Source organism: Kitasatospora sp. NPDC085879, assembly GCF_040686255.1.
GTDB lineage: Bacteria > Actinomycetota > Actinomycetes > Streptomycetales > Streptomycetaceae > Kitasatospora.
Genome location: NZ_JBFBJZ010000019.1, coordinates 99,825 through 111,636 on the forward strand (window position 1 = coordinate 99,825; position 11,812 = coordinate 111,636).

An 11,812-nucleotide genomic window follows, 5' to 3' on the forward strand; every position below is an offset into this window, starting at 1 on the left:
GTGGAGCTGAGGGGATTCGAACCCCTGACCCCCTCGATGCGAACGAGGTGCGCTACCGGACTGCGCCACAGCCCCAACGAGAAAGAACTCTATCACCTCTGCGGACCGGCCCGTGACCATTGCGGTCATGGCCCCGACGTGCGGCGCCCCGCCCTCCGCGGGGCGGAGGGCGGGGCGCTCGGGGATCACTCGTTGGCCGCTCGGGCCCGCGGCGCGAAGTCCGCCTCGGGTGGCGCGGCGGCCTCCGCGTACTGGTCGAACAGCGGGGTCCGGCGGGACTCGGCCGGGCGGCCGGAGTCCCGGACGCCGGGGGCGCCCAGGTCGAGGCCGCGGGTGACCCGCGGGGCGACCGGCGCGGTGACGTAGGTCGGCAGCGGGACGGGCACCGGCTCCCAGGAGTCGGCCCCGGCCGGCCCCCGCTCGCGCATCCCGTCCACCCACTCCTCGTGGTCGGTGGCCTCGACCAGGGCGGTCGCCGAGGTGGCGGCCTCGGACAGGCCGTGCGCCGGCGCCTCGGCGGCGAGCCGAAGGTGCGGCCGGGCAGGCCCGTCCGCGACGGGCGCTCCGTCCTGCCGGACGGACTCCGGGGCGAGCTGCGCGGAGAACTGCGCGGCGGCCTGCGGCTCGGCCCGGTCGGCGCGCTCCCGCCGCTGCTCCCGGTCCTGCTCCCGGTCCCGCTCGCGGGCGCGCAGCCGCTCGGCGGCCTGCGCGGCGCGGGCCCGGTCGATCTTGACCTCGTACCGCTGGCGTTCCAGCCGGCGCAGGTGGCCGATGTAGAAGGTCAGCAGCGCGGCGGGCACGGCGGGCACCCAGATGAAGGCGATGCCGGAGACGGCCGCGACCACCGCACCGAGCGCGAAGGCCACGAAGAGCAGGGTGACCATGCGGCGGCGCCGGGCGAGCAGCCGGGCGCGGCGCTGCGCGGTCGGCCGGTGCGGCCGGTCCGCCGGGATCTCCGCGCCGGAGACCTGGATCTCGGGCGCGTCCGGGGTTGCCGCGGGCTCCGGGGCCGCCGGCACCGGCTCGGCCGGGGCGTCCTCGGCGACCGCGGGCGCGACAGGGGCGGACGGGTCGCCGGGGGCGTCGTCCTGGACGGGGGCGGGGTGCCCGCCGGTGGGTTCGTCGGTGAGAGACCTCGATGCGCGCCGCTCCAGCGCCGACCGGCCGGCCAGCAGGCGGATCGCGGTACTGAAGCGTTCCGTCGGACGCGACTCGTTGAGCTCGTCCTGCCTGCGGAGCCACATCGGCACCAGATAGGCGGCCCAGGCTCCCACGATGACCGCGTAGATAAGGCCGCTACTGCTCACGATTCACACGGTACGGGGGCGCGGTAAGGCCTGGCAGCAATTTGGCGCGGCGTGTCGTGTGATCAAGCTGATTCTCCGACTATTTTGCCGGTGTTTGCCACCACTCGACCCGGCCCCCGATGCCAGATCGATATCTATTTCGAACAAATATTCAATTCATTCAGGAGCGCCCGCTCCTGACGGCACGCCAGCGCTCCACCATGCCCTCCGGCACCTCCTCGGCGGTGAGGGCGTAGACGAGGTGGTCGCGCCAGTCGCCGTCGATGTGCAGATACCGGGGCCGCATTCCCTCCTCGCGGAAGCCGAGTTTCTCGACCACCCGCCGGCTCGGCCGGTTCTCCGGCCGAATGCACACCTCGATCCGGTGCAGTCCGAGCGTGCGGAAACAGTGGTCGACCGAGAGCGCGACCGCGGTCGGCATGATGCCGTGCCCGGCCGCCTGCTCGTCGATCCAGTAGCCGACGTTGGCGGAGCACATCGACCCCCAGGTGATGCCGCCGACGGTGAGCTGGCCGACCAGCCGCCCCCGGTGCAGCACCACGAAGGGCAGCATCCGCCCGGCCGCCGCCTCGCCGCGCAGGTAGCGGACCATCTGCCGGTAGCTCGGCCGGGCGACGCCGCCGCGGCCCGCCGGCGGCGGGGGCACGGTCGCCTCCCAGCGCCGCAGCCAGTCCCGGTTGCGGCGGCTGACCTCCTGCCAGGCGCGCTGGTCGCGGACCCGGATCGGGCGCAGCGTCACCTCGCCCTCGGTCAGCTCGACCGGCCAGCCGGCGCTCAGCTCGTGCTCCGCGTGCTGCTGTCCGGCCGCGGGTGGTCGCCGCCGCGGAGCTGGTCGACGGCGTGGGCGAGCAGCGGTTCGAGGACGGCCAGGCCGTCCTTGACGCCGCCGGTGGAGCCGGGCAGGTTGACGACCAGGGTGCGTCCGGCGAGGCCGGCGAGGCCGCGGGAGAGCGCCGCTGTGGGCACCTTGGCGCGGCCCTGCGCGCGGATCGCCTCGGCGATGCCGGGGATCTGCCGGTCGATCACCCGGGCGGTCATCTCGGGCGTGAGGTCCATCGGCGAGATGCCGGTGCCGCCGGTGGTGAGGACGACGTCGTAGCCGGCCGCGACGGCCTCCCGCAGGACGGCCTCGACGGGCTCGCCGTCGGGCACCACGCGGGGGCCGTCGACGGTGAAGCCCATCCGGCCGAGGCCCTCGGCGAGCAGCGGTCCGCCCCGGTCCTCGTAGACGCCGGCGGAGGCGCGGTTGGAGACGGTGACGGCGAGTGCCCGCATGCCGCCCTCGGCGGCGGTCACCGGGCGTCCTCGCGGGCCCAGTCGCCGCTCTTGCCGCCGGTCTTGGTCAGCACCCGGACGTCGGTGATCGCGGCGGCCTTGTCGACCGCCTTGACCATGTCGACGACGGTCAGCCCGGCGACCGCGACGGCGGTCAGCGCCTCCATCTCGACGCCGGTGCGGTCGGCCGTCCGCACGGTGGCGGTGATCTCGACGGCCTCGTCGGTGACGGCCAGGTCGACGGTGACGCCGGAGATGGCGATCGGGTGGCAGAGCGGGATCAGCTCGGGGGTCTTCTTGGCGCCCATGATCCCGGCGATCCGCGCGACGGCGAGGGCGTCGCCCTTGGGGACGCCCTCGCCGCGGAGCAGTTCGACCACCCGCGGGGCGACGACGACCCGTCCGGCCGCGACGGCGGTGCGGACGGTGGTGGCCTTCTCGGAGACGTCCACCATGCGGGCGGCGCCGGTGTCGTCGACGTGCGTGAGGCGGTCGCCGGGGGGTGTCTCGGTCACGGGGGCTCCAGTGGCGCGGGTCGAATACCGCGCTACCGTACAACCCCCGTGCCGTCAGTCCGTGAGAAGGACCACGTCGACGCGGCTGCCGGCCGGCAGCGCGGTGGTGTCCTCGGGGACGGTGATCAGGCAGTCGGCCTGCGCGAGGGCGCCGACCAGGTGCGAGGACGCGCCGCCGACCGGGGTGACGGTGCCGTCGGCGCCGTACCGGCCGCGCAGGAACTGCCGCCGCCCGGCGGGCGACCGGAGCTCCGCGGTGCAGACCGCACCGACCACCGGCCGGTGCACGTCGGGGGCGCCGAGCATGGTGCGGATCAGCGGCCGGACGAACAGCTCGAAGGAGATGTACGCGCTGACCGGGTTGCCGGGCAGGGCGAGCAGCGGGACGCCGTCCTTGCCGAGCCGGCCGAAGCCCTGCGGCTTGCCGGGCTGCATGCGCAGCCGCCGGAAGTCGACGCCGCCGAGGTCCTCGCCGCCGGGCAGCGGCTGGAGGGCCTCCTTGACGACGTCGTAGGCGCCGACGCTGACCCCGCCGCTGGTGACGATCAGGTCGGCGTCGGCGAGCTGCTCCTGCAGCACCCGGCGGAGCACGGCCGGGTCGTCGGGCACGCCGCCGATCCGGACGGCCTCGGCGCCGGCGGCGCGGGCCGCCGCGGTGAGGGTGAAGCTGTTGGAGTCGGAGATCCGGCCGGGGCCGATCGGCTCGCCGGGCTGGACGAGTTCGCTGCCGGTGGAGAGCACCGCGACCCGGGGCCTGCGGTGGACGGCGGCGGTGGCCCGGCCGATCGCGGCGAGCAGGCCGACCTGGGCGGGGCCGAGCAGGGTGCCGGCGGCGAGCACCGTCGCGCCGGCGGTGATGTCGCTGCCGCGGCGGCGGATGTGGGCGCCGGCCTCGACCGGGCGGAGCACCTGGACGGTCTCGTCGGGGGCGGCCGGGGCCATCGCGTCGGCGGGCCGGCCGGTGCCGGTGCCGCCGTCGGTCCACTCGACAGGGGCGACGGCGTCGGCGCCGGGCGGCACGGGCGCGCCGGTCATGATCCGGGCGGCCTGGCCGGGGCCGACCTCGGGGAGCTCGGCGGCGCCGGCCGCGATGTCGCCGACCACGGCGAGGGCGACCGGCGCGGTGTCCGCGGCGCGCAGCGCGTAGCCGTCCATCGAGCTGTTGTCGAAGGGCGGCAGGTCGACGGCGGCGGTGACGTCGGCGGCGAGCCGGCGGCCGAGGGCGTCGAGCAGGTCCACCTCGACCGGCGGCAGCGGGGCGGCCCCGGCGAGGACGTCGGCGAGGTGCTCGTCGACGGTCCACATCCGGGGGGCGACCGGGGCCCCGGCGTCCTCGCAGCAGGGGTGGTTGCTGCCGTGCGCGGGGCCCGCGGTCATCGCCTCACTCGCCTTCGTGATGGGTCAGCTGTGCATCTCGGTGGCGACGAACTGCCGGAGCCAGTCCCGGAACTCGGGGCCGAGGTCCTCGCGCTCGCACGCCAGTCGGACGATAGCGCGAAGGTAGTCGGCGCGGTCGCCGGTGTCGTAGCGGCGGCCCTTGAAGAGCACGCCGTGGACGGGGCCGCCGCCGGCCTCGTCGCGGCCGGCGAGTTCGCGCAGCGCGTCGGTGAGCTGGATCTCGCCGCCGCGGCCGGGCGGGGTCTTGCTGAGCACCTCGAAGACGGCGGGGTCGAGGATGTAACGGCCGATCACCGCGTAGTTGGACGGGGCGTCCTCGGTGTCGGGCTTCTCGACCAGGTCGGTGATCCGGAAGACGTCGTCGCCGAAGCCGTTCGGCTTGACGGCGGCGCAGCCGTAGAGGTGGATCTGCGCGGGGTCGACCTCCATGAGGGCGACGACGGAGCCGCCGAGCTCCTGCTGGACCTCGATCATGCGGGAGAGCAGCGGGTCGCGCGGGTCGATCAGGTCGTCGCCGAGGAGGACGGCGAAGGGCTGGCCGGCGACGTGCTGCTCGGCGACGAGGACGGCGTGCCCGAGGCCCTTGGGGTCGCCCTGCCGGACGTAGTGCATGTTGGCGAGCTGCACGGACTCCTGGACGCGGCGCAGCCGGTCGTGGTCGCCCTTGCGGGTGAGCAGCTCCTCCAGCTCGTAGGCGCGGTCGAAGTGGTCCTCCAGCGCGCGCTTGTTGCGGCCGGTCACCATCAGTATGTCGGACAGGCCGGCGGCGGCGGCCTCCTCGACGACGTACTGGATGGCCGGCTTGTCGACCACCGGCAGCATCTCCTTGGGCGTCGCCTTGGTCGCCGGGAGGAACCGGGTCCCCAGGCCTGCAGCGGGCACGACGGCCTTGGTGACGGGGGTGCGGGCGTGCGTCTTCGTCATGCGTCGACCTTACTGAGGCGTTTCAGCGCCCTGTGAGAGCGAGGTGAGTCGGGTGTTAAACCCCGTCCCGAGCAGCGGCCGTGGCGGCAGCGGCCGCAGCGGTGCGGGCCTGGCCGACGGAGGTGAGGGTGGCCTCGCTGCCGGCACAAGCCGACAGACTACCCGGGATTTCCACGGTCCCCGTCGGCCCGTCGGGCCGTCTGCCGGGCTGCACCGCAGGTGCGGCGGGCACGGGCGCGGGCGCTGCGGCGGGGACGGTCTCCACCGGGGCGCCGCGCCAGCAGTCGCCGCCGGCCCGGCGGGCCTCGGCGAGGGCCCGGTCGGCGGCCCTCAGCAGCAGTGCGGCGTGGGATCCGTCGCGCGGCAGGACGGCGATGCCGACGGCGGCTGTGAGGCCGTTGCCGCGGGCGGTCGCGGGGGCACCGTCGGAGTCGGCCGATCGGGTGGCGCGGGCGGCCGGGCCGCTGCCGGACCAGTCCAGCAGCCGGTGCCGGCGGACGGTCCAGCAGAGCCGCTCGGCGACCTGGACGGCGCCCTCGGCCCCGGTGTCGGGCAGCAGGACGAGGAACTCCTCGCCGCCGTAGCGGCCGAGGGTGTCGGAGCGGCGGATCTCGACGGCGAGGCGCTGCGCGAGGTCGCGCAGGACGGCGCCGGCGCGGCTGCGGCCGTGCTCGGCGACGATCGCGTCGAATCCGGCGATCTCCAGCATGAGCAGGGCGAGCGGGCGCTTCTCGTCGGCGGTCTCGGCCCGGCGGGCGCGTTCGATCTCCTTGTCGAGGGTGATCTGCAGGTGGCGGTAGTTCCACACCCCGGTGAGCGGGTCGCAGGAGGCGGTGCGCTGCAGCTCGTCGCGCTCCTGCCGGAGTTCGGCGACGGTGCCCTGCAGGGCCGCCTCGCGCTCGGCCGCCGCGGCCGCCGCCCGGCGCATCCGGGCGCCGAGCAGCCCGGCGCCGGCCAGCGCGGGGGCGCTGAGCGCCGCGAGGGCCTGGACCAGGAGCGGGGTGGACATGTGGCGCCTTCCGCATGTCAGGCTCTGGGCACCGATCGGTGCCGAGCTGTGGGGAACCCTTGACTGCCAATCCATTGCACAACGACAAGGCCGCGCTGAGGTCACGCCTGCTGGCGGACCGCCGTGCGCTGTCACCCGCTCGGCGGGCATCGGCGGCCGAGCGGCTGGCCGTGCACGCCGCGGCGCTGGCCGAGCCGGGGTGGACGGCGGCCGCGTACGTGTCGGTCGGCGGGGAGCCGGGCACCGGGCCGCTGCTGGACGCGCTGGCGGCCCGCGGGGTGCGGGTCCTGCTGCCGGTGCTGCTGCCGGACAACGACCTGGACTGGGCGGAGTACGCCGGCCGTGACGCGCTGGCGCCGGCCTCCCGCGGCCTGCTGGAGCCGGTCGGCCGGCGGCTGGGGCCGGACGCGGTGTGCGGGGCGCGGCTGGTGCTGCTGCCGGGCCTCGCGGTGGACCGCCGGGGGGTGCGGCTGGGCCGCGGTGGCGGCAGCTACGACCGGGTGCTGGCCCGGTTGGCGGCGGCCGGGGCGCGGCCGCTGCTGGCGACGCTGCTGTACGAGGAGGAGCTGCTGCCCGAGGTGCCGGGCGAGGCCCACGACCTGCCGGTGGACGCGGCGGTGACGCCCTCGGGGGTGCACCGCTTCCGCGGGGGCGCCGCCGGCTGAGCAGCGCCCCCGCGGCGGGTCAGCCGTTGGTGAGCGTCATGGTGTGCTGGGTCGCCTTGGTGACGGCGTCCGGCGAGTACGCCCAGGGCAGCAGTTCGCCCTTGGCCCACAGCTCGGTCTGGTCGTTGTAGTTGCTGTGGAAGGCGTGGCCGGAGGCACCGCCGACGTTGATCCAGCGGGAGGCGTCGAAGTCGCTGAGGTCGACGACCATCCGCATCGAGGGGATCCAGTCCACCTGGTAGCCGGCGGCGGCGTTCCAGCCGGCCGCGTTGACCGCGGCGCTGCCGCCGGAGAGCCGGTAGGGGCCGCGGTTCAGCAGCCGGTGCACGAAGCCCGAGGCGAGCGAGGAGTCGTCGCTGCCGAGCGTCGTCTCCTTGAGCGTCAGGGTGTGCAGACGGCCCCAGCTCCAGGAGGAGACGGACTTGCCGAGGTAGGCGGTGAGGTCCTGGCGGGCGTTCTTCATCGCCTGGGCGAGCAGGTTGTTCATGCCGTGCTGCTGCAGGTGGTCGGAGTCGATGTAGTCCCACCACTGGCTGTCGGGCCGGGTGAGCATGGTGCGCACCACCTCCGTCCAGCGGTCGCCGCCGTCCGGCTGGGCCTGGTCGGGCTTGCGGGTGCCGCACTCGGTGACCGGCTTGGTGCCGCCGTTGACCGCGTCGTCGGGCAGCGTGGCGTTGGCCTTCTGACGGACCAGGAGGCAGTCGCCCTCGGCGCGCAGCGAGGCCGGCAGCTTCTGCCCGAAGGCGAGGGTGAGCAGCGCGCGCCAGACGCCGTTGTAGTAGGCGGCGGCCGCGGAGTCGGCGTCCTGGTGGTAGTTCCAGTCCTTGAGCAGGTCCTGGGCCTCGCGGACGTACGGGTCGCTGATCTTCACCTTGAGCAGCAGCGGGACGAGGGTCTTGGCCATCACGCTGGTGTTGTCCAGCTGCATGGCCTGCATGTCGTCCGGCGAGATCTTGCCGCCGTTCTTCAGGCGGCCCTCGATCTGGTCGGTGATCTCCTTGGCGCGGGTGCCGTACTCCCAGTCGGTGGTGATGGTGTACGGGTAGCCGGTGTCGACCACGGCCTGGTTGGCGGTGACGATGTAGCCGGCGGCCGGGTTGTAGCTGTAGGGCAGCGACTTGAAGGGGATCGGGTCCTTCTTCCAGTCGTAGGCGGAGTCCCAGCCGGGGGCGGGGTAGCGGCCGTCGCCCTTGCCGCGGGCGGGGATGACGCCCGGGGTCTGGTAGCCGATGTTGCCCTTGGTGTCGGCGTAGATCAGGTTCTGGGCCGGGACGGCGAAGTCGGCGGCGGCCTGCTGGAAGGTCTTCCAGTCGGCGGCGCGGTCGAGCGCGAAGACGGCGTCCATGGTCTTGCCGGGGGTGAGGGCCGTCCACTGGAGGGCGACGCCGTAGCCGGTGGCGCGGTCCGGGGCGGCGTTGCCGGCCGGGGCGTAGCTGCCGACCTTCTGCTGCTCGGAGGACTGGTCGGAGATCAGCGGGCCGTTGGCGGTGGTGCGGACGGTGATGGTGCGGTCCTCGCCGCCGGCGACCTTGATGGTCTCCTTGCGGGTCTGGAACTTCACCTCCTTGCCGTCGCGCAGGTAGGTGTCCGGGCCGGTGACCTTCTCCAGGTAGAGGTCGGTGACGTCGGCGCCGAGGTTGGTGAAGCCCCAGGCGATGTCCTTGTTGTGGCCGATGACCACGCCGGGCATCCCGGCGAAGGTGAAGCCGGCGGTGTCGAAGCCGCACTTGGGGCCGACGGTGCGGCAGTGCAGGCCCATCTGGTACCAGACGGACGGCATGCCGGGGCCGAGGTGCGGGTCGTTGGCGAGCAGCGGCTTGCCGGTGGTGGTGTGGCTGCCGGCGACGACCCAGGAGTTGGAGCCGATGCCCTGGCCCTGCGGGCCGAGCAGCTGCGGCACGGCGGCCATCCGGTCGGCGACGTTCTGGATCACGGCCTGGGTGGCGGCGCGGCTCTGGGTGGTGGTGCCGGTGGCGGCGCCGGCCGCCCCGGTGGTGCCGGTCGCGGTGCTGCCGTCGGCGGGCCGGTAGCTGCCGTCGGCGGCGAGCTTGCCGGTCTTGACGATGGTGCCGTTCCGCTCGAAGGGGTAGCCCGGGTAGAGCTGGTCGATCTCGGTCTGCTGGAAGTTCTGGGCGAGCAGCGCGCGGTCGATCTCGTCCTGCCGGTTGCCGGAGAGGTTCCAGGCCATCGCCTTGAGCCAGGCGACGGAGTCGACCGGGGTCCACTCCTCCGGCCTGTAGTCGCTGTTCACGGCGCCGAGCAGGGCGTACTCGAGGGAGGCGCCGGCCCCGCCGGGGTGCTCGGCGATCCAGGCGTTCACGCCGTCCGCGTAGGCCTGCAGGTACTTCTTGGTGTCGGCGGACAGGACGGTGTCGTACTCCTGCTGCGCGACCTGGTGCCAGCCCATGGTGCGCAGGAAGGCGTCCGTCTCGACCTGGCCGGAACCGAACATCTCGGACAGCCTGCCGGAGGTGATGTGCCGTCGGACGTCCATCTCCCAGAACCGGTCCTGCGCCTGGACGAAGCCCTGTGCGCGGAAGAGGTCCTCGGAGGTGTCGGCGTAGAGCTGGGGCACGCCCTTGCCGTCGCGCTTCACGTCGACCGGCGCGCTCATCCCGGAGACCCGGACGGTGCCCGTCAGCTCGGGGAAGGAGGCGCGCACGGTGTGGACCGCCCAGTAGCCGCCCCCGCCCAGCCCGGCGATCAGCACCACGGCCAGCACGATCACGATCAGACGGGCGCGCCGGAACTTCTTCGAGCGGGGCATCTGGGTCCTTGACTGGGGGTGGTGGCCGTGACAGCTCACCACATTAGGTCGGCTCAGGTGGCGGACGTGCACCGGGGACGCCCACGGTTGGATCAGAGGGGACGATACCCCGGAGGGATGACCGGAAGGGAAGGCCGAGGGGCCTCGATCAAAGATCAAGTAAAATGTTAGACTGAGTAACGACTCATCAGCCCCTCCTGCCGCAGAGGTGCCCCTGCGTGACCGTCGACCACCTGAACGCGTTCCTGCTCGAGTTCTCCGTGATCCTCCTGGTCGCGGTGGTCGCCGTGCGCATCTCCACCCGCTCCGGGCTGCCCAGCCTCCTCATCTACCTCGGCATCGGCATCGCCCTCGGCCACAACGGCCTCGGCCTGGCCTTCGACAACGTCGCCCTGGCCCAGGTGCTCGGCTACGCGGCCCTGGTCGTGATCCTCGCCGAGGGCGGCCTGAAGACCAGCTGGCGGGCGATCCGCCCGGTCATGCCGGCCGCCACGGTGCTGGCCACCGTCGGCGTCGCGGTCAGCGTGGTCGTCACCGCGGCGGGCGCGCACTGGCTGGTCGGCCTGGACTGGCGCACCTCGCTGCTGCTCGGCGCCATCGTCTCGTCCACCGACGCCGCCGCGGTCTTCTCCGTGCTGCGCACGGTGCCGCTGCCGCGCCGGCTCACCGGCCTGCTGGAGGCCGAGTCCGGCTTCAACGACGCCCCGGTGGTCATCCTGGTCGTCGCCTTCGCCACCACCGGTCCGCTCGATCCCTGGTACGTGCTGGTCGGCACCATCCTCGGCGAGCTCGCCGTCGGCGCGGCGGTCGGCTTCGCGGTCGGCCGGGTCGGCGCCTGGGCGGTCAAGCACGTCGCCCTGCCCTCCTCCGGCCTCTACCCGATCGCGGTCATGGCGCTGACGGTGCTGGCGTACGCGGGCGCCTCGCTGCTGCACGGCTCCGGGTTCCTCGCCGTCTACACCGCGGCGGTGATCCTCGGGAACTCCAAGCTGCCGCACGGCCCGGCCGTCCGCGGCTTCGCCGACGGCCTCGCGTGGATCGGCCAGATCGGCATGTTCGTGGTGCTCGGCCTGCTGGTCACCCCCAGCGAGATGGGCTCGGCGATCGTCCCGGCCCTGGTCAGCGGCGCGGTCCTGGTCTTCCTCGCCCGGCCCGCCTCGGTGCTGCTCTCGCTCACGCCCTTCCGGCTGCCGTGGCGGGAGCAGGCCCTGCTCAGCTGGGCCGGTCTGCGCGGCGCGGTGCCGATCGTGCTCGCCACCATCCCGATGGTGGCGGCCGCCCCGCGGGCCCAGGAGGTCTTCAACATCGTCTTCGTGCTGGTCGTGGTGTTCACCCTGCTGCAGGGGCCGACCCTGCCGCCGGTCGCCCGCGCGCTGCGGATCGGCGAGGGCGACCTGGGCCAGGACCTCGGCATCGAGTCCGCGCCGTTGGAGAAGCTGCACGGCCACCTGCTCTCCGTCTCGCTCTCCCCGGAGTCGCGGATGTCCGGCGTCGAGGTGGGCGAGCTGCGGCTGCCCAAGGGGGCCGCGGTCACCCTGGTCGTCCGGGAGGGCAGCAGCTTCGTGCCGGAGCGGACCACGATCCTGCGGGCCGGCGACGAGCTGCTCGTCGTCACCACCGAGGAGGTCGGCGAGGCCGCCGAGCGCAGGCTCCGCGCGGTCGACCACGGTGGCAAGCTGGCGGGCTGGCTGCGCGGGCGCTGAGGGCGGCGGGTGTGACCTGCCTTGCATCGGCAGCCCCACGGGGCACAACTGCCATATAATCGATTGATACGTAAGATCTACAGCTAGAAAAACACGCAACTTCTGCCTGATGCAGAGTTGGCGCGACCGCTCGGCGGCCGCGGTCCGCAGCACCCTGCCTGAAGCCGGCGCACGTACCACCCCACAGCCGGCGGGACCCGGTATCTACCCCGGTCGACGCGCGAGAGGACGACTCTCGGCGCCGTCGGG

The 11,812-nt window shown here is 73.8% G+C and carries 10 protein-coding genes and 1 tRNA gene; 2 read left to right on the plus strand and 9 right to left on the minus strand.

What is annotated here, in order from left to right; all coding sequences use genetic code 11:
- Position 1 precedes the first annotated feature (1 nt).
- The 8 genes from AB0P35_RS17075 to AB0P35_RS17110 all read right to left on the minus strand — a co-directional run bounded on the left by AB0P35_RS17075 (position 2) and on the right by AB0P35_RS17110 (position 6,428).
- Positions 2-75: transfer RNA gene (locus tag AB0P35_RS17075), tRNA-Ala, on the minus strand.
- A 110-nt stretch (positions 76-185) separates the two neighbouring features.
- On the minus strand, positions 186-1,307 hold the full coding sequence (locus AB0P35_RS17080; RefSeq protein WP_363511397.1) for a hypothetical protein: 1,122 nt from the start codon (positions 1,305-1,307) through the stop codon (positions 186-188).
- A gap of 160 nt (positions 1,308-1,467) precedes the next feature.
- Positions 1,468-2,085: a GNAT family protein gene (locus AB0P35_RS17085; protein ID WP_363511441.1), complete on the minus strand. Its 618-nt coding sequence runs from the start codon at positions 2,083-2,085 to the stop codon at positions 1,468-1,470.
- The gene (locus tag AB0P35_RS17090) at positions 2,082-2,582 is read right to left on the minus strand and encodes a MogA/MoaB family molybdenum cofactor biosynthesis protein (RefSeq protein ID WP_363511443.1); all 501 of its coding nucleotides are present in this window, start codon (positions 2,580-2,582) and stop codon (positions 2,082-2,084) included. Before AB0P35_RS17090 ends, AB0P35_RS17085 begins: the two co-directional genes overlap by 4 nt.
- Positions 2,583-2,599: 17 nt before the next feature.
- Positions 2,600-3,037, minus strand: a complete 438-nt coding sequence (gene moaC / locus AB0P35_RS17095) for a cyclic pyranopterin monophosphate synthase MoaC (protein WP_363511445.1) — start codon at positions 3,035-3,037, stop codon at positions 2,600-2,602.
- Between the two features lie 114 nt (positions 3,038-3,151).
- Positions 3,152-4,402, minus strand: a complete 1,251-nt coding sequence (glp, locus tag AB0P35_RS17100) for a gephyrin-like molybdotransferase Glp (RefSeq protein WP_363511447.1) — start codon at positions 4,400-4,402, stop codon at positions 3,152-3,154.
- 96 nt (positions 4,403-4,498) lie between these two features.
- The gene (gene galU / locus AB0P35_RS17105; RefSeq protein ID WP_095873472.1) at positions 4,499-5,419 is read right to left on the minus strand and encodes a UTP--glucose-1-phosphate uridylyltransferase GalU; all 921 of its coding nucleotides are present in this window, start codon (positions 5,417-5,419) and stop codon (positions 4,499-4,501) included.
- Positions 5,420-5,474: 55 nt separating this feature from the next.
- On the minus strand, positions 5,475-6,428 hold the full coding sequence (locus AB0P35_RS17110; protein ID WP_363511400.1) for a GGDEF domain-containing protein: 954 nt from the start codon (positions 6,426-6,428) through the stop codon (positions 5,475-5,477).
- 59 nt (positions 6,429-6,487) lie between these two features.
- Between AB0P35_RS17110 and AB0P35_RS17115 the strand changes: the two genes are divergently transcribed.
- Positions 6,488-7,093 carry a 5-formyltetrahydrofolate cyclo-ligase gene (locus AB0P35_RS17115; protein ID WP_257019078.1) on the plus strand — a complete coding sequence of 202 codons (606 nt, stop codon included), beginning with the start codon at positions 6,488-6,490 and terminating at the stop codon, positions 7,091-7,093.
- A 19-nt stretch (positions 7,094-7,112) separates the two neighbouring features.
- Here AB0P35_RS17115 and AB0P35_RS17120 read toward each other — a convergent pair whose 3' ends face one another.
- A complete protein-coding gene (locus AB0P35_RS17120; protein ID WP_363511402.1) occupies positions 7,113-9,860 on the minus strand; it encodes a penicillin acylase family protein in 2,748 nt (915 codons plus the stop codon).
- 218 nt (positions 9,861-10,078) lie between these two features.
- Between AB0P35_RS17120 and AB0P35_RS17125 the strand changes: the two genes are divergently transcribed.
- Complete coding sequence (locus AB0P35_RS17125) at positions 10,079-11,563, plus strand: potassium/proton antiporter (RefSeq protein WP_363511404.1); 1,485 nt, start codon at positions 10,079-10,081, stop codon at positions 11,561-11,563.
- Positions 11,564-11,812: the final 249 nt, after the last annotated feature.

Coding starts and splice junctions, on each gene's coding strand:
- moaC (WP_363511445.1), bottom strand. CDS start 3,037: ATGGTGGACGTCTCCGAGAAGGCCACCACCGTCCGCACCGCCGTCGCG.
- AB0P35_RS17090 (WP_363511443.1), bottom strand. CDS start 2,582: ATGCGGGCACTCGCCGTCACCGTCTCCAACCGCGCCTCCGCCGGCGTC.
- galU (WP_095873472.1), bottom strand. CDS start 5,419: ATGACGAAGACGCACGCCCGCACCCCCGTCACCAAGGCCGTCGTGCCC.
- AB0P35_RS17110 (WP_363511400.1), bottom strand. CDS start 6,428: ATGTCCACCCCGCTCCTGGTCCAGGCCCTCGCGGCGCTCAGCGCCCCC.
- AB0P35_RS17120 (WP_363511402.1), bottom strand. CDS start 9,860: ATGCCCCGCTCGAAGAAGTTCCGGCGCGCCCGTCTGATCGTGATCGTG.
- glp (WP_363511447.1), bottom strand. CDS start 4,402: ATGTGGACCGTCGACGAGCACCTCGCCGACGTCCTCGCCGGGGCCGCC.